General features: G+C 37.0%; 19 protein-coding genes. 1 reads left to right on the top strand and 18 read right to left on the bottom strand.

The window, feature by feature from the left end; all coding sequences use genetic code 11:
- Positions 1-44 precede the first annotated feature (44 nt).
- From APF76_17370 to APF76_17345, 6 genes are all read right to left on the bottom strand, one after another.
- Positions 45-1,319, bottom strand: a complete 1,275-nt coding sequence (locus APF76_17370) for a phenylacetate--CoA ligase (protein KUO51252.1) — start codon at positions 1,317-1,319, stop codon at positions 45-47.
- A 167-nt stretch (positions 1,320-1,486) separates the two neighbouring features.
- Entirely contained in the window at positions 1,487-2,260 is a 774-nt protein-coding gene (locus APF76_17365) for a hypothetical protein (GenBank protein KUO51251.1), read from the bottom strand.
- A complete protein-coding gene (locus APF76_17360) occupies positions 2,244-3,086 on the bottom strand; it encodes a hypothetical protein (protein ID KUO51250.1) in 843 nt (280 codons plus the stop codon). Before APF76_17360 ends, APF76_17365 begins: the two co-directional genes overlap by 17 nt.
- Before the next feature lie 5 nt (positions 3,087-3,091).
- Positions 3,092-3,928: a hypothetical protein gene (locus APF76_17355; GenBank protein KUO51249.1), complete on the bottom strand. Its 837-nt coding sequence runs from the start codon at positions 3,926-3,928 to the stop codon at positions 3,092-3,094.
- 34 nt (positions 3,929-3,962) lie between these two features.
- Positions 3,963-4,514, bottom strand: a complete 552-nt coding sequence (locus APF76_17350; protein ID KUO51331.1) for a hypothetical protein — start codon at positions 4,512-4,514, stop codon at positions 3,963-3,965.
- 474 nt (positions 4,515-4,988) lie between these two features.
- Entirely contained in the window at positions 4,989-6,353 is a 1,365-nt protein-coding gene (locus tag APF76_17345; protein KUO51248.1) for a hypothetical protein, read from the bottom strand.
- A gap of 148 nt (positions 6,354-6,501) precedes the next feature.
- Here APF76_17345 and APF76_17340 point away from each other — a divergent pair, with 148 nt between their 5' ends.
- Positions 6,502-6,942, top strand: a complete 441-nt coding sequence (locus tag APF76_17340) for a hypothetical protein (protein KUO51247.1) — start codon at positions 6,502-6,504, stop codon at positions 6,940-6,942.
- A gap of 18 nt (positions 6,943-6,960) precedes the next feature.
- Here the strand turns inward: APF76_17340 and APF76_17335 are convergent, their stop codons facing one another.
- The 12 genes from APF76_17335 to APF76_17280 form a co-directional block, all read right to left on the bottom strand.
- A complete protein-coding gene (locus APF76_17335; GenBank protein KUO51246.1) occupies positions 6,961-7,278 on the bottom strand; it encodes a hypothetical protein in 318 nt (105 codons plus the stop codon).
- A gap of 221 nt (positions 7,279-7,499) precedes the next feature.
- Complete coding sequence (locus tag APF76_17330) at positions 7,500-8,723, bottom strand: transcription termination factor Rho (protein ID KUO51330.1); 1,224 nt, start codon at positions 8,721-8,723, stop codon at positions 7,500-7,502.
- Between the two features lie 329 nt (positions 8,724-9,052).
- Complete coding sequence (gene glpX / locus APF76_17325; GenBank protein ID KUO51245.1) at positions 9,053-10,021, bottom strand: fructose 1,6-bisphosphatase; 969 nt, start codon at positions 10,019-10,021, stop codon at positions 9,053-9,055.
- A 60-nt stretch (positions 10,022-10,081) separates the two neighbouring features.
- A complete protein-coding gene (locus APF76_17320) occupies positions 10,082-10,426 on the bottom strand; it encodes a hypothetical protein (protein KUO51244.1) in 345 nt (114 codons plus the stop codon).
- 193 nt (positions 10,427-10,619) lie between these two features.
- Positions 10,620-11,939, bottom strand: coding sequence for a hypothetical protein (locus APF76_17315; GenBank protein ID KUO51243.1), 1,320 nt, complete (start codon positions 11,937-11,939; stop codon positions 10,620-10,622).
- 82 nt (positions 11,940-12,021) lie between these two features.
- A complete protein-coding gene (locus APF76_17310; protein KUO51242.1) occupies positions 12,022-12,666 on the bottom strand; it encodes a fructose-6-phosphate aldolase in 645 nt (214 codons plus the stop codon).
- Between the two features lie 132 nt (positions 12,667-12,798).
- Positions 12,799-13,653, bottom strand: a complete 855-nt coding sequence (gene kbaY / locus APF76_17305; GenBank protein KUO51241.1) for a tagatose-bisphosphate aldolase — start codon at positions 13,651-13,653, stop codon at positions 12,799-12,801.
- 291 nt (positions 13,654-13,944) lie between these two features.
- A complete protein-coding gene (locus APF76_17300; protein ID KUO51240.1) occupies positions 13,945-14,598 on the bottom strand; it encodes a hypothetical protein in 654 nt (217 codons plus the stop codon).
- A gap of 56 nt (positions 14,599-14,654) precedes the next feature.
- Complete coding sequence (locus tag APF76_17295) at positions 14,655-15,035, bottom strand: hypothetical protein (protein KUO51239.1); 381 nt, start codon at positions 15,033-15,035, stop codon at positions 14,655-14,657.
- A gap of 83 nt (positions 15,036-15,118) precedes the next feature.
- Positions 15,119-15,856 carry a hypothetical protein gene (locus tag APF76_17290; GenBank protein KUO51238.1) on the bottom strand — a complete coding sequence of 246 codons (738 nt, stop codon included), beginning with the start codon at positions 15,854-15,856 and terminating at the stop codon, positions 15,119-15,121.
- 37 nt (positions 15,857-15,893) lie between these two features.
- Complete coding sequence (locus APF76_17285; GenBank protein ID KUO51237.1) at positions 15,894-16,814, bottom strand: hypothetical protein; 921 nt, start codon at positions 16,812-16,814, stop codon at positions 15,894-15,896.
- Positions 16,814-18,013 carry a hypothetical protein gene (locus APF76_17280; protein KUO51236.1) on the bottom strand — a complete coding sequence of 400 codons (1,200 nt, stop codon included), beginning with the start codon at positions 18,011-18,013 and terminating at the stop codon, positions 16,814-16,816. The genes APF76_17285 and APF76_17280 overlap by 1 nt, the downstream gene beginning before the upstream one ends.
- Positions 18,014-18,015 lie beyond the last annotated feature (2 nt).

Raw genomic sequence — 18,015 nt, 5'->3', positions numbered from 1 at the left:
CATGATAAGCTAGGAGGATCTTTTTTTATCAGAAATTAATGAAATTATTCTCTTTCATCAAAAACTCTTTTTGTCTTCTTTTCACTTCTAGGCAGCAAACCACAATCTACCACTTCTACATTAACTGTAATTCCAATTTTATTTTTAAAGTCAGCTTCAATTATTTTTTCCAGGTTAATGCAGCTAGTGTGCTTTTCTTTCTCCACCTTAATAAGCAGCTTGTCTCTGCCTTCTTTCCTAGATATAAATATCTGATATTCACTACTTAAGCCTTGAATTTCCTTTAATAGATTATCAACTTGACCAGGATAGATATTAACTCCCTTGACTTTAATCATATCATCAGTTCTACCTAATATTCTATCCAGGCGTGGATGTGGGCAGCCACACAAACAAGGCTCATTAATTATGCGAGTCAAATCCCTGGTTCTATAACGAATTAAAGGCATAGCTTCTTTAGTAAGTGTTGTAATTACCAGTTCTCCTAATTCTCCAGGTGGCAGGGGATCTCCTGTTATGGGGTCAATAATTTCCATGAAAAGGTGATCTGACCAGTAATGCATCCCCTGATGATACTTGCAATCAAGGGCAATTCCAGGTCCGTATACTTCGGTCAATCCATATATGTCAAATGCTTCTATGCCGAGAAGCTCCTCAATTTTGCGGCGCATTTTTTCTCCCCAGCGTTCTGATCCAAAAATTCCTGTTTTAAGATGTATTTTATCCTTGATACCCCTGCTGTGAATTTCCTCAGCTAATAAAAGTCCATAGGAGGAAGTTCCAATTAATACAGAGCTTTTAAGATCTATCATCATTTCCAACTGTTTATCAGTATTCCCAGGGCCCATTGGTACAGCCATTGCCCCAAGCTTTTCTACTCCAGCCTGGAAGCCTATTCCCGCAGTCCATAAACCATAGCCTGGTGTAATATGCACCCTATCTCTTTTAGTAACCCCAGCAAGTTCATAACAACGTTTCATCATTTGGGCCCACTGATCTACATCTTGTTGAGTATAGGGGATAACTACAGGTTTTCCCGTTGTTCCTGAGGAAGAATGAATTCTAATAACATCTTCTTCTGGTACTGCTAACATAGAAAGGGGCCCCCCTTCTCTAAGCTCATGCTTTTCAGTAAATGGAAGGTTGGAGAATTCATCAAAAGTGATGTCTAAAACAGGGCTATATCCTGTCTTGGCAAGTTTTTTCTTATAAACCTCAGAATTAAAATAAAGCCTATTTAACAGTTCAGTAACTTTTCTGCTTGGAAATTGATTTTTAAATTCATGTCTTTTCTCAACTAGCTCAGCTTGAATAGCCATTCTCATCTCACCTCAACTTTCAGTTATCAGAAGTCAGAAGTCTGAAGTCAGAAGTCTGAAGTCAGAATAATACTTCAAATTTTTATCTCCTGCTGTTACTAACTCATATAGATACACACCTGTTAGTGCAATTATCTGCTAACTCTGGTTAGCTAACAATGTTCCTTCTATCTCATATAAACCGCCAGCACCAGTATGGATAACATTAGTACCATGGCAGCTATATCCTTTATTTCTATTTTCCACTCTTTTAAATAGGTTCTTGGAACTCCTGATCCATAGGCTCGTGTTTCCATAGCTAGGGCTAAACGTTCTCCCTTAGCAAGAGATATTAATACTAGGGGCAGAGCAATTGGCACATAAGCTTTGATTTTCTTTAGAGGATTAGCTCCTTCAAGCCTGTAACCCCTTGCTTTTTGTGCTTCTTGAATTGCTTTCACCTCACTCATAAAAGTTGGAATAAACCTCAGGGAAGTCACAAACATAAAAGCATAGTCATAAGGAACCTTTAGCTTTTCCACTAAGACCATCATCATGTCCCTTGTTTGGGTGGTAGATAGAAAAATAATAAAGCTAAGTAAGATAATCATCATTCTTAACCCTATAGAAATTCCAAAGTAAATACCCTCCATCGTGACTGGAAGCCAATTTACTACAGGTATCATATAAAAAACAACAGTCCCCCATTTATAAAATACAATTTGAATAAGAAAAATAATAATTGCAAAAACAGTTATTGCCTTAAGAGATTTTAAGACTTCAATGGAAATTCTTGCAATAAAGCCACAGAAAATTACCATGGCTAAGATGATCATTAGATGTATAGGTGTGCTTACCATGATACTTAATGTCAAAAACCAGAGAGAACCAATAATTTTAGTCAATGGATGTAAATTATGAACTAACGAATTTCTAGTAATGTAGCTAGCTACAGAGGACATTTAGGTTGGCCTCCTTTGCAGCAAGGATCTCTTGAAAAAGTTCTGTATCATTTAATGTAGTTTTTTTTGATAGTTTTAATATTCTTGCAAGCTGTGTTACTGCAGGAATCTTTAGATGTGCTTTCTCTATTACTTGATCCAGATTAAAAACTTTCCTAGGAGTATTGTCAGCTATTATTTCCCCTTCTGAGACTACAATCATCCTCTTAGCATAATCAGCAACTAATCCCATATCATGAGTGATGAATATTATGGTATGCCCTTTTAAGTTTAGTTTCTTAAGGAGTTCCATTATTTCCAATCCTTCTTTATAATCAAGACCGGTGGTAGGTTCATCTAAAACCATTATGTCACTTTCCATTGCGATGACTGATGCCAAGGCCAGTCTTTGTCTTTGACCCTTGGACAATCGATATGGATATAGATTTGCATCTTCCATTAAACCAACTGCTGCGAGAGAATTTAACACAAGTTCTTCAAGCTTTTTGCCTGTTATTCCTTGATTTTTTGGTCCAAAGGCAACCTCGTCAAAGACAGTATCATTAAATATTTGATGGTCAGGATTTTGGAAAACATAGCCTACTGTTTGAGCTAATTCAGATACTGTCCGCTTTGCAGTATCCTTTCCATCAATTAGCACCTTACCTGAGCTTGGTTTAAGTAAGCCATTAAAATGCTTGGCCAGGGTTGTCTTACCAGATCCATTTTTCCCTGTGAATGCTATTATCTCGCCCCTTGCAATCTTAATATTAATATTTCTCAAGACATGGCTGGACTTTTCGTATGCATAGTCTAATTCTTCAACTTCTATTAGCATTTTCTCCAACTCATTTACCTCCCAACATAATTCCTTACCATAGCTTCAGCATCTAAAAGGTCTAATGGAACATCTTCCTTTAACCCTAACCTATATGCGAGGTTTACTAGCTGGGGTAGCTTTACTCCTGCTGATTTCAGCAAGGCATCCTTTGTGAGCACCTTAGCTGGTTCACCTTCTATAACTATTTCTCCTTGCTGCATTATCACAAGTCTCGTAGCAAAGGAAATTGCTTCTTCAATTTTTTGTTCCACAAGGACTATGGTAATTTTCTTTTCTTTGTTTAGCCGGTGAAGTAATTCAATTACTTGTGATGTACCAAAGGGATCAAGCTCTGACGTAGGTTCATCCAAGACCAAGATTGTAGGTTCCATTGCTAAAACTGCTGCAATAGCTACCCTTTGTTTTTGGCCACCAGATAGAGCATTTGTTGGTCTATATTTTAATTCCTCTATTCCCACTAGCTCTAACACATTACCAATTCTTTTAGTAATTTCTCTAGAAGGAACCCCTAGGTTCTCTAATCCAAATGCAATTTCTTCATCAACTCGTGCACATACGATTTGTGCTTCTGGATCTTGAAATACACTTCCCACCATTTTGGCAATGCTGCCAGTAGTAAGTTGTTTGCTGTTTTGACCTTCAAGAAATATATCTCCCTGCATCATCCCCCTCTGAAAATGAGGAATAACGCCGTTGATACAATATGCCATAGTAGACTTTCCGGCCCCAGCAGGACCGGTAAGTACCACAAATTCTCCAGGATTAATTGTTAAGCTTATATCTTTAATGGCATATTCATCTGCTTTTTCATATCTAAAACTGACGCGTTCTAAAGCAATTTGTGCCACTTTTTTTACCTCCAAACATTCGGTCCTTCTGGAACTAGCTGTTCAGAAACTTCTTAGCTGGGTAATATAAAAGTTGGGTAATAGTTGAGTTCAAAATCGCTACAGGAATTACTACAGTAATAAGAGCCACCCTTACCGCTTCTGTTGGTAAACTAAGTATTACCATATTTAATCCTAGGTAACAGATGCCACTTGCTAGTGTAGCCATAAATGCTATTATAAATGGTTTTAAGGAATATCCTTTAATTGATAGCTTTGGTAGTAATAAAATAAACATTAGTGCAACAACTGCTCCTACAGGTTCAGTAATCAGGTTAAGATAGGGAATAGGTGATTTTGATGTAACCATACTGATAGCACCTGCTGCGAAACCTATTCCTACTGCTGCAAATATATTTGGTCTTACAAGAATTATTGCTAAACAATACATGGCTATTACCCAGTTTGGAGTAATCCCCGCAATCGAAGGGGAAACAATTCTCAGTACTGCACCTATGGCTATCAAAACTGCTACTATAGCAATTTGTCTTGTATTGGTATTTTGTCCGGTTAATACAGCACCACCAGATCCAAGATTTATATCCATTGTTTCATTGGGTTTATTAGGTTCAATTACTTCATTAGTTTTAATTACTTCATTATGGTCACTATGATTTTTATTTAATTCACTTCTCATTTGTTTTTTCTCCTCCTTCAATGAAAGGGGACACACCTCTTTCTAGGCTGTTAATGTACATGCTCCTTCGCCGAGGAATGTCCCCAACTTATAGCTCTTTTTCCATTTAACACCTCTGCAACAAAACCAAAAAACCAGACCCATGAAATGAGTCTGGCTAATAAACATAATTAGACAGTCTAAGCTAAAGCTAATCTCTACTCGACTCAACTCATCTCTACTCATCTCCCCTCTATTCACTTTTCTTGCCTCAGCTAAACTCTTATCTCAACTAAACTCTTAAGCAAGCACTATTGCTGCTTAAAAAACATTATAGCATGGCAATAAGACAATGTCACGAAAAAAATTACTGGCTATCCATGTAGCTCAGAAGGCTGTGACTCTTTAATCCTTTCGCTCCATTGCCAACCTTCCAGCCAGGTGATCAATAAATTGTTTTGCAGTCCTTCCTGATCGAGAATTTTGCATTAATTCCCATTGAAGTGCCATTCTGTCCAGCAGTCTTTCTTCCATTTCTATGCCTCTTTGTTTTGCAAGGAAACGAACTATTTCGAGATATTCTTTTTGGGCTGGAGAAGTAAAATAGATTGTCATGCCAAACCTATCTGAAAGCGATAGCTTTTCCTGTAAGGAATCCTGCCCTCTAACCTCTTCATTTTCTGTCGAATAGTAATTCATGTCCTTGTCACTAAACTTTTCTTTTACTAGATGTCTCCTATTGGAGGTGGCATAGATTAGTACATTGTCTGGTTGTACCTCTACTCCACCCTCTAAGACCGCTTTTAATTCTTTGTATTGAGTTTCATACTCTTCAAAGGAAAGGTCATCTATAAATATTATAAACCGTTGAGGTTTTTCTGATAATTTTCTAAGCAAATTTGGAAGTTTTACAAGTCCATTTAGTGACACATCAATTAACCTTAAACCCTTTTCCCCAAACTCATAGATGAGCCCTTTGACTGTAGAGGATTTTCCTGTACCCCTATCTCCATAGAGTAATGTATTATTTGCAGTATGTCCATTTACAAACTGCTGGGTATTATCTATGATCTGATTTCGTTGACTATCCCAGCCTAACAGCTCTTTTAAGCGAATTGGATCTGGTTTACTGATTCCTTCTAGATATTCTCCATTATATTTAAATACCCAATACTGGGCAATTTCCCCAGTACCCCATTTCTTGAAAAAGAGAATAATATCTGATAGCAAATTTTCCCACTCATGGTTCTTGTGCAGAGTCTTTTTCAATAGATGCTTTTCTTGCTGATAGATTTTTGGGAAAACCCTTTGAGATCTTGACATAGTTCCTTCTATTTTAAAAATTGACTGCTCTAGAGGACCTCCAAAAACATTTTCCTCTACTTTTTGCCAATCAATGCTGTACAAGGTTTTTAGCTGTCTCAGATCTTCATTCACTACAGTTCCTATTAATGAGGAGATCTCTTCTTGTGACTCAGCTTGTCTTGTGAAAATATTATCTGAAATAAGTATTTGTTCAAGTATATAGTTTTGCCAAAGAGAACCTACTGGATATATGGCTTCTTCGCTTTCTACCAGCAGAGAATTTACAAGCTTGTAATAGGCTTCAACTTTTTCTATTTCTGAACAGTCTTTGAGAAGTAACTGCAGTAATATCCTCAGACTATCTAAACAGTTATGGTTTCTCATTTCGTGAAATATGCTTAATTTAGCAATTGCTAATGTATATTCCATAAAACTAATCTCTTTATTGTTATTATTTTCATGCATAGCAGCGCCCCCTGTTTACTTTCCTCATAATCTTATCACATATATATTACAATATATAACTAGAAAACAAAACTTTTATAAAAAGGTATTTTCTGAAGGCATAGAGAAAATTATAAACATGTCTCAAAAAATATTTGGAGGTTAGATAATGGAAAACCAACTAGCTAAGAAAACCTGTGCCTATTTTCAAGAGGGCTTCAATTGTTCAGAATCAATGTTAAAGGCATATCTAGATGTATATAAAAAAGACCCCAAATTGGGGGCTGCTGCTTCTGGATTTGGAGGCGGAATTGCCGGAAAGGGTTTTACCTGTGGAGCAGTTTCAGGAGCAATAATAGCAATAGGACTAGATTATGATAGACAAAGTAGTGAAGATAAAGAACTTTATGGAAAAGTTAGGGATAATTCCCGTGAACTTATAGAACAGTTTACAGAAATCCATGGCTCATCAAATTGCAAGGATTTACAGCCCTATGACCTAACAACAATGGAGGGTCGAGAAAAGCTTCATGCTGATCCAGAGGTAATGGTTAAATGTAAATCTTATTTAAGTTCAGCAGCTAAGCTTCTAGAAAAAGCTTTAAAATAAAATTGCGCGTGCGAGCCTCTAAGTATAGTTAAATCTGATACGCTCATAGACTGGCTGTAGCAAGGCAAAGATTATTGATGCAAGTGCAATAGGGTCAACAGATATTCCCCAAAAGAATACCCTCTCTAGGCCGGTTAATGCCAGGAAATCAATCAGCAAGGTCAACGATAGATAAATACCACCAGCAAAAGCTATAAGCTCAACTATTGACTCTGATAAGGTTCCTTCTTTAGGATCTATTGTCTTATATTGAGGTCTTCTTTTTTTATTTGACTTTCTTAAAACACCAGCACAATAGTAACAAACAAATATAAATAGCAATAAAATATAATCCATCAAAAATACCCCCTTTTGGTATAGTGTATGTTCTTACACAAAATGCGTACCAACTGGAGGGTATTAACGTACAGACATTCCTGAATTTTAACCAAAATATTTAAGGAAAAGGGACACACCTGTGAGTAGAACCAGGAATGTCCCCCATATGACTAAATCAGGTGGAGCAGAGTCTCCATCTGATTCCCCGATGTTCAGTGTTCAGCTTTGACTGAACGAGTTCACTTTGGAAATAGCTGGGGTAGGGCCCTTACTAAATCTGCATTGGTTTTAGTCTTTTTAAGAGCTTCTACTAGCATTTCAGTTACTTCAACTGTACCCATATTATTAGTAACCTTTCGGAAATTCCAGATAAGCTCTAATTCTTCTTTTGAAAGCAGCAGTTCTTCCCTTCTTGTGCCTGAACGCTTAACATCAATGCTAGGGAATAGCCTTCTATCAGACAATTTTCTGTCTAGAATTAGTTCCATATTACCTGTCCCTTTGAACTCCTCGAAAATTACTTCATCCATCCTACTGCCTGTTTCAATTAAAGCCGTGGCTAATATTGTCAGACTGCCCCCTTCTTCTATCTTTCTTGCAGCACCAAAAAATCTCTTAGGTTTATGAAGAGAAGATGGATCTACACCTCCCGACAAAGTTCTGCCGCTTGGAGGTACAACCAAATTCTGTGCTCGTGCAAGCCTTGTAAGGCTGTCCATTAAAATGATAACGTCTTTACCATGCTCCACAAGTCGTTTGGCTCTTTCCAAAACCATATCAGCTGCTTTAACATGGCTTTCAGGGGGTTCGTCAAAGGTAGATGCGATTACATCACCATGTACAGATCTTTCTATATCAGTTACTTCTTCAGGCCTTTCGTCTATCAATAGGACCATTAACTCCAAATCTGGGTAATTTGCATAGATGGAATTGGCGATTTTTTTAAGAAGTACTGTTTTACCTGCTTTTGGAGGGGCAACAATTAACCCTCTTTGTCCTTTACCAACAGGTGATATTAAATCAATAATCCTTGAAGATATATCTTGTAAATTACTTTCCAATGTTAGTCTTTCCATAGGGTAAACGGGAGTTAATGCATCGAAGTGGAGCCTTTTTGGGGATAATTCAGGGTCTAAACTATTAATGGATTCAACTCTCAAAAGAGCAAAATACCTTTCTCCATCCTTTGGGGGCCTAACTAGACCTGCCACTCTATCACCGGTTCTCATATCAAATCTGCGTATTTGAGATGTGGATACGTAAATGTCATCCTTGCTTGGCAAGTAAGAAAAAGGTCTTAAAAAACCATATCCATCAGGTAGAATATCTAAAATACCTTGGGCAAAAAGTTGACCATCCTTTTCGACTTTAGCCTTTAGGATCTCAAATATTAACTCTTTTTTACGCAACTTTGAATAGCCAGTAAGCTGGATTTGCCTTGCCATAGCATACAACTCTGCCATGGTCTTGTTTTCTAACTCAGCTATATTCACTTATAAACCTCCGATCAAGTATGTATTCTTTTCTTAATAATATAATTCTTAATGTTTAATTAGAATTAAGGAAACCAAAGAAAAATTAATTGGGTAATTATTTGGCGGGTAAGTAAGAGGACTTACAAACCTTCTTAATCATTAAGAAGATTTTACTAATAATAGTATAGCACTGGAAGTATATTCTAGTCAATTTGATCTATTCTTCCCCAGTTATGTAAGAATACAGGAGCCAACTGCTATGGAATGCAGAATATATCTTTTGTCTCCTGTATTCTGAATTCTAGTTTTCCATTAACTTAGCCTCGGATTTTATCCATCAATGGCTTTTTATCAAATCTATGCCATGCCTCTATAAATCTAACTGTTCCTGTGCGAGAACGCATTACAAGTGTGTGAGTAGATGCTCCTCGAGCGTTATACCTCACACCTCTAAGCGAACTACTATCTGTAATACCTGTAGCTGCAAAAATCACATCACCCTTTACTAAATCTTCAAGCTTTAACAGTTTAGTTTCGTCCGCTATTCCCATTTGGTGAATTCTTTCTATTTCTTTTTTATTTTCAGGTACCAGTCTTGCTTGCATATCTCCTCCTAGACAAGCTAAAGCAGCTGCTGCTAATACTCCCTCAGGTGCTCCTCCAATACCCATCATCATATCAACACCAGAATCCTCAAAGGCTGTAGCTACGGCAGGTGATACATCTCCATCTGTTATTAATCTTATTCTAGCTCCCGCTTTTCTAACATCATCAATTAGTTTTTTATGCCTTTCTCTATCAAGAATAACAATAGTAAGCTCTTCAACGCTCCTATTTAAAGCTTTAGATACTGCTAGTAAATTCTCCTCCACAGGTGCATCTAGACTAACTTTACCCTTTGCTAGGGGACCTACTGCAATTTTATCCATATACATGTCAGGGGCGTGTAAAAAACATCCTTTAGGAGCTACAGCTAGAACTGCTATTGCGCCAGTTAGACCCTTAGATACAATTGTAGTGCCTTCTAATGGGTCTACTGCAACATCCACACAAGGAAGTTTTCCTGTCCCAAGCTTTTCACCTATATATAGCATTGGAGCTTCATCCATTTCTCCTTCACCAATAACTACTGTACCATCAATATTCACAGTATCAAAGACTGCCCTCATGGCCCTAACAGCTGCGTCATCTGCAGCCATCTTATCTCCTCTCCCCATCCACCGAGCTGAAGCCAAAGCTGCTGCCTCAGTAACACGGGCAAACTCCAAAGCCAATTCTCTTTCCAAAACACTCAACTCCTTAAAATTTTCTAACCTTTTGTAAAGTATATGCATGACTTATATAGTTTAAACAGTTAAATTAAGAAAATCAATAGCCTCATCATTATCAGGAAATATCTCAAATATTTTATCCAGTCGGGTTAGTTTGAAAATCTCTTCTACATTAGGTTGTAGCTTGGTTACGCAAATCACTCCATCTCTTTTTTTAATTTTTTTCAACGAAGCAATAAGAACACCTAATGTACTACTATCCAAAAAATTCACTTCATGAAGATTGACTATGACTTTTTTTGCTCCTTTGTCAATGATTTCATTTAAGCTGTCTTTCAATTTAATAGACTGGTAGGCATCAATTTTTCCTGATACCGTTGCAATTTCTACTCCCTTTATCTGCTCCACTCTAACCTCCATGCTCCCCCCCCTTTAAAGAAAACTTAGCTTGCGACAGTAGTTCTAGCATTGTGTTCTTTGCAATGCATATGCCGAACAGGACGTTCTAATATCGGCTATGCAGCAGGACGCTGTGTTTTAGACGACAAAATACCAGCCCTGTGGGGCGCCAACCCTTTTAACAGCGCCGGTGGAAGCTTTACATAGTTTCTCTTTAATCTATGGATTTTGTTATTGTGATACTATTACCTTTTTCACCAAAATACATATCATCCACGTAGCTCTTAATTAGGAACAAACCTCTTCCTTCTTCGACAAATAAGTCATCTGGAATTTTATCAAAATACAGCTTTTTGTAATCAAAGCCTTTTCCAGAATCCGTTACCGTTACCTTGATGTTTCTATCCTCTAACCAGACTTCTACATCAATTGTTTTATTTGGATCCTTATTTGAACCATGTAAAATTGCATTTGACAAGATTTCACTTAGTGAAACCCTTAAAGCTGTAGCCCCCTTATTTCTCATGCCCTGTTGCTGTGCAATAAAAACAACTTCTTCTGTAATCTTACCAATCATAGAAAGATGAGCAGGCACAGTATACTTACCATAAGGAGTATTTAGTATTTCAAGACCAACAAGAATAAAGTCTTCTTGAAGATCATTGTCCTTCTTATTAAGATTATTGATCTCTTTTTCCACGCCATCTAGTAAAACATCTATATCACTTTCACAGTATTTAGAAACAATATCCAACAAACTGGCAGATTCCTTTGTGTTAAACAATGGAGTATACATAACTATTTTATCTCCCTTTGTTAGATAGACTTCCTTCTCCTCAAATTGAGCATTTTGGTTGGTCCCTAGAACAAGACCATCAGCTTCCAACAGGCTTATTCTCTTATTAAGCTTATTATAATATATTGGAGGTTCATGACCCCCATGAGCATACTTAAGGACCCCTTTTCTTTGATCTATATAACCATAAAAAGCTGTAGTACAAAAATCTTCTTGATGTTTTTGGTTTTCGCTAATAAAACTATTCACACGCTTTAATATTTTACTGGGAGATATAACTGTACCTGCAGCCTGTTCAACGGCTCCTAAGACCTGAGTAATCATCAATGTTGCTGGAAGACCCGTTAGGTTCATATCTCCTATAATAAATCCACCTTCATTTTTTGCCAAATGACACAGGGAGCCACCACAGGGTTCAATACATCTTCTACACCTATCGGGGTTTTTTTCTATAGGGACTAAAGCAAAGAAGTCCCCCCCAATCTCAGAATCAGAAACGAATTTTATGGAAACTTTTACTCCGTGAAGATTATGATTGATGGCTAAATTTCTTTCCTTGACCCTATGTGCTAACTGTAATTCCTCACTTCTAGTTTTTGAACATCTGCTCAGTTCATTTACCAACTCTTGGTTTTTATTTTGAAGTTTCTTTTCAGAACTTTTGTATTTAAATGAAAACCATATTAATATTAAAATAAAAACAATACTAAGAAACATATATCCAAAGATATGATACAAACTGCATCGCTCCCAATCATGTTAGCTATGGAAGTTACTTTGACATATGAAGCTTTGTTTCCTGCTTTTAGTACGTTTAATTTTATCTATCCATTTTACTCCAATCGTCAAGGAATTTTTTAATACCTATATCTGTTAAAGGATGCTTAATCATCTGCAATATTATTTTGTAGGGAATCGTTGCAATATCTGCTCCTAAAAGGGCTGCATCCTTTGCATGAATTGGATTACGTATGCTTGCTGCAATAATTTCTGTGCTAAGACCATGTTGTGCAAAGATCCGGGCTATTTCTGATATTATTTCCATCCCATTATGGCTGATATCATCTAATCTGCCCACGAAAGGACTTACATAGGTAGCTCCTGCTCTAGCAGCAAGCAATGCTTGATTTGCACTAAAAATGAGAGTGACATTTGTTTTTATACCTTCATTACTTATTACTTTTACAGCCTTTAGGCCCTCAGCACACATGGGTATCTTGATTACTATATTAGTATGTATTTTTACCAATTTCCTAGCTTCTTGTATCATTCCATCTGCCTGCATACTTATAACTTCAGCACTTATAGGGCCATCTACTATCTGGCATATTTCATTGACAACTTCTTCAAAATTCCTACCTTCCTTGGCAATTAATGAAGGATTTGTGGTAACACCACTAATCACTCCTAAATCATTTGCTTCTTTAATTTCTTCAATGTTAGCTGTATCAATAAATATTTTCATGTACATCCCTCCAATACTTTAAATATGACTCTTTTTATTTTTATTCAGCTTTGGCTGAACGAGTTCACTAGTTTGCAAAAAATCATACTTAAAAAAATACCCCTTTTTTTCAAGGGGGCATTCCTATAGTATCTATGCTTTACCGCTACTCCCAAAGAGTCGGATTTTTTCCATTATTACTTCTTTCATTGCTTGCCTCGCTGGACCCAAAATTTTTCTTGGATCTATTTCCTTTGGTTTTTCTTCCATGATTTGTCTGGCCTTTTTCACAAAAGCTTCTCTTATGTTAGTATCTATGTTAACCTTTCTAACTCCAAGGTCAATGGCACGTTTAATTGCCTCATCTGGTACACCTGAAGATCCATGCAAAACTATTGGTACATCTATCAATGAGGAAATCTTTTCTAGTCTTTCAAAGTCAAGTTTTGGCTCCCCCTTATATACACCATGAGCTGTACCTATTGCGATTGCAATAGCATCAACTCCAGTAGCTTCTACAAATTGTCTCGCTTCCTCTGGATCTGTAAAAGTAGCCTCCCTTTCACTAACTGTTATATCATCCTCTGTTCCGCCTATTTTGCCAAGTTCAGCTTCAACACTAACCCCTACAGCTCTAGCTATCTCAATAACTTTATTAGTTAATGCTATATTTTCGGGCAATGGATGAGCTGAGCCATCAATCATTACAGAAGTAAAGCCATGTCTTATACATCTCACAACCTGCTCAAAACTTGTTCCATGATCCAAATGTAATGCTACTGGTACCTTAGTCTGCTCAGCTGCTAATTTAGTCAGGGTTGTGATATATTCTAAACCTGCGTATTTAATTGCACCCTGGCTAGCCTGCACAATAACTGGAGAATTCTCCTCCTCAGCAGCTTGAACTATTGCTTGAATAATTTCCATGCTATTACAGTTAAAAGCACCTATAGCATATTTACCCCTCTCGGCTCCATCCAACAGTTCCTTAACAGTAACTAGTGGCATTTTAACCCCTCCAAATAATTTATTCAGACAGCAGAAGACTTCCTTAGAATTCAGGCTTCTGTATTCTATAAACAGGATTCTTGACTTCAGGTGGAGTTTTTACTCCATCTGAAGGTTAGAAACCGTTATCCAGGGACATAGCACCGCTTCTCTCCCACTTACGACAGTAGTTCTAGCATTGTGTTTTAGCAATGCGTAGAAATACTAGTGCAAGGCTAGAAGATGGGAGTCTTAGCGGTGATAGTCATCGGATAAAAAGGAATTCTAGCTTCTGTAATCTGCAATCTAAGGTTAGTATTTACGGTTATAATCTTCTGTTTTATTAAACAGAAATCCATTTCTAGTTAGCTTTAGTTCCCAAGCTTTTTTAACCACTTGGATGTCTTCTTCTTTATCGGCCATTATCTTTCCACTTGCTTTACACTTCTCACAACTAAGTTCAATGTATTCCGGGTATATCTCCACCTCAATATCTTGATTGCCACAATTGCAATAAAGTTTACCTCTTTCGGCAATATCATATACATGCTCCAAAACCTCATACATAACAGAGGAATTATTAAAAAACTCAGTAAAACCAAGCTTATCTGCCATCTCAGCCAATGACTGGTCTTGATTTTTCACCTTTTCTTTGACCTTTTCCCTGGAGCCTAAATAACCTACCTCTATGCCAGTTTCATCACATAACAAATCAAGAGGTATTTCATTAGCCCACATTTGGGACCTGGTCACCTTTAGTAAGTGCCTTCCTTCACACATAGCACAAATATATTGTATCCAGAAATCCCGTCTTTTTTTGGTAGTTATCTTTACAATTTCATAACCACAGGAACACTTTAGCGTAACATTATTAGAACCGCTAAAGGAAAACAGGGATACTGACATATATTCCATTTTTCCACATTCATAACAACGAATAGCTATAACTGTACTGGTAGGGATCATCTATATACCCTCCTTTCCTTTAAATAATTCTAGCTAAAAGTATAAAATCCTTCTGTCTAGGACAAACGCTTTTCTTCTCTAGTATTAAGCAGTTGATGTAGCATCTCTATAGCTTCATCAATGTCAAATGGCTTGCTTAATATATAATCCACCTCTAAATCAACATCTCTTTTTTCCATACCTGTCATAATAACAACAGGCCCCTGATAACCTAAATTCCTTAGCTCATAATAAACGAAATTTCCATCCCTTTTTGGCATTTTCATATCTAAAAATATAATATCAGGATAGCTTGTTTTCAGCAGTTCCAATGCTTCTTCTCCATTAGCTGCAGTTGTTACTAGAAAATCTTCGTTTTTGAAAGCTTCCGAAAGAAGCATCCTAACACCTAATTGGTCATCTATAATTAGAACATGTGGTCTTCTCTTATTATTCACAGAAGTTCCCTCCATTTATCCAATCATTCCATTCCTTTGATATATTTCTTCTAAGTTTAGGTAATTCCTTCTAAGTTATAAATTTACGTTATGAAAAAATTTTGATAAACTGGGAAAAACATAGCAAACATTAGAAAAACAGACACAAACATTAGTATTCCAAAAACAAGTATGGGAGTGAGGGCTATAAAAAAAGAAATGCCTGTAGATAAGCCTTGCGTCGTTCTAACGGAAACCATCTGCAGATAAAGTATCCAAATAAACGATAGTACAACAATTATCGTGTTAATGACATTTGGTAACCTCAACAAGTTAATGATTGTTTGTAATACTTCTGAAAACACACTTGGTAGCATTGCAAATCCAAAACATGCGAATAGGCCTTTTGCATTACCTTTACTGCCAAGTAGGGATGCCCATAGGTTTAAAGTTCCTGAAACAATAAACCAAGTTAAAAACAAAAGAATCAACCCATAAATCCCCATTAAGATAAAGATGTTACTTAATAGTTCTGTCGAAATCTCCCCAAACTCTTCCATGATTACATTTCCAAATTGAGCATTTTTTAAGTCAGATAAATTAAGGAGCCATGTAAACAGATAGATTGCTAATACAGTAAGAATACTATAAGCAATTCGTGGTCTCTTGGCTAACTTAGCAAAAGTATTATTTGGAGCTGTAACTGTTCCATATAAGATCTCTACTAAAGATAGTTCTTCTTCACTACCTATAGTATCTTGGTCACTTTCTATTTCTTCCCCTAAAATCTCATTTCTAGTCTCACTTGTAGTTTCTTCTGTAATTCTTTTCTCCTCGGTCAAACTACTCTCCCCCTAAATTAACTGAAGTTAATTGAAGTTACTTGAAGTTACTTGGATTTACTACTAAGGGATTCCCAGATTGTGTTGAGATACCTTTCCAGAGATTCAGTAAACTTTGGCTACTAAATATGTAATCTAAAGGGCCTGGTTTATAGTAACTCTTAACTCGTGGCTCTCCAGTTATACCAGCCATATCAGCTGCAACATCAATAGCGTCATAATAGTTACCTAATTGGTCAACAAGTCCTAGTTCCTTAGCCTGATTACCTGTATAAATCCTACCATCGGCTAATTCCTTTACTCTTTCTCGGGACATGCTTCTACCCTCTGCAATAGTTCCTACAAATTCCTCGTAGATATCATCTACCATTGCCTGTAAAATTTCCTCTTCTTCTGGACGCATGTCTCTATTATTTGCACCCATATCTTTATACTCTCCACTTTTTATGTAGTAATATTCTATTCCTAATTTTTCATATAATTCTTCAAAATTAGCTACCTGCATATAAACACCAAGGCTTCCAGTTATAGTTCCAGGATTAGCTACTATCACGTCAGCAATGGATGCTAAGTAATAGCCTGCAGATGCAGAAGTATCTCCCATTGATGCTATAATAGGTTTTCCGGTTTCCTTTAATCGTTTGATTTCTGTAGCTATTTCCTGTGAAGCTGGCACACTACCCCCTGGTGTATTAAATCTTAGTATTACAGCACTTACTGATGGGTCGTCGGCTGCTTTTCGTAAGTGTTCCATTACCGTCATAGAACCTGCTGATACTCCTGATAAAAAGTCACCACCTGAGCGGCCACCCATGATAGTACCCTCTATGAATACTACAGCTATCTGGCCTCCTTCTTCACTACTCGTGCCAGGCCCCGAAGTATCTATCAGAAAGGATGCTATAAGGACAAAAACTAAGAGTACAATAACTATCCCCACTAAAACAGTTTTACGCATTACATTTCCCCTTTCTCCAAAAGGCTGATTTCCCTTTCAGGATAAGCAATTTTATATGGCTTCTTGTCTTTAAGGTATACTCTAGGAAGGTGTAACGGTGCATTTATTCTTCTAAGTGAAAAGTTAACAGTATCATTTTCTTGAATAGCACTGCCAGTAAAATCAACCATCGTTAGCTGCATACCTATCCTTCCCACTACTGGATAGATACTATTCTCAAATTCTACACCTCTAGCCTTAGGCCCTTTTCCATAATATGATAATATTTCTTTGACAATAACTTTTAATAAATCTATAAATCCCTTAGCCCTAATTTTTGGACTTACATTATAACCATCTGCAAATCCTATTGGAACAATTCCTATTTTACTCTCCCTGCGGGTTGTATACTCACCCCCATAGCCAATCGGCCAGTTGCCGGGAACGGTTCTTATGTTTATAATTTTGGCCCTTGCTTTCCATGGGTCCTTGATGTTTCTGAATTTTGTTTCTATGGGAGTTTGTCCAAACAGTAGAGTTCCAACCCTTACCATGTCTAGATGCATATGTGGATAGTTTATAACCCCTGCGCTATTAACTATATGCCTAATCTGAATGTCTATTCCCCTTAACTGAAATAATTTGCACCCTTCTTTAAAAGCAGAAAACTGTTTCTCAGAAAATTCTTTGTCGGATCCTGCCTTAGCTAGATGAGTATAGATACCTTCTACCTCTATGTTTGAACATGAGAGCAGCTCTTCAATGAATGAGGAAATATCAGTTAACCATATGCCGGTTCTTCCCATCCCAGTTTCAAGCTCTATATGTATTTTGACCCTCTTTTTTAGATCTGAAGCAACTTTTTGCACTTCCTGGAGCTGCGCTTTGCTACTAACAGTAGGAATTATCCCATATTCTAGCGCTGCTTCAATCTGTTGCGGTAAAAGAGGTGCAAACAAAACAATAGGGGAGTGTATTCCCCCATTTCTAAGATTTATTGCCTCTGATAAGTTGGTAACACCAAAGCAATATACGCCAGCCCTTTGGAGAATTTCAGCAACCTCATTCTGTCCAAGACCATAAGCATTTGCTTTTACAACAGCTAATATTTTCGTAGCAGGTTTAATAGTTTTCTTTATTCTTTCAAGATTGTGTACAATAGCATCTGAGTCAACTTCAATCCATGCGGAAACTTCACTTGGAAGCTTATATTCCAACATCT

It is taken from the genome of Desulfitibacter sp. BRH_c19, assembly GCA_001515945.1.
Lineage (GTDB): Bacteria > Bacillota > DSM-16504 > Desulfitibacterales > Desulfitibacteraceae > Desulfitibacter.
The sequence above is the reverse complement of the archived record's forward strand: the minus strand, read 5'-3'. Positions and strand labels throughout refer to the sequence as shown.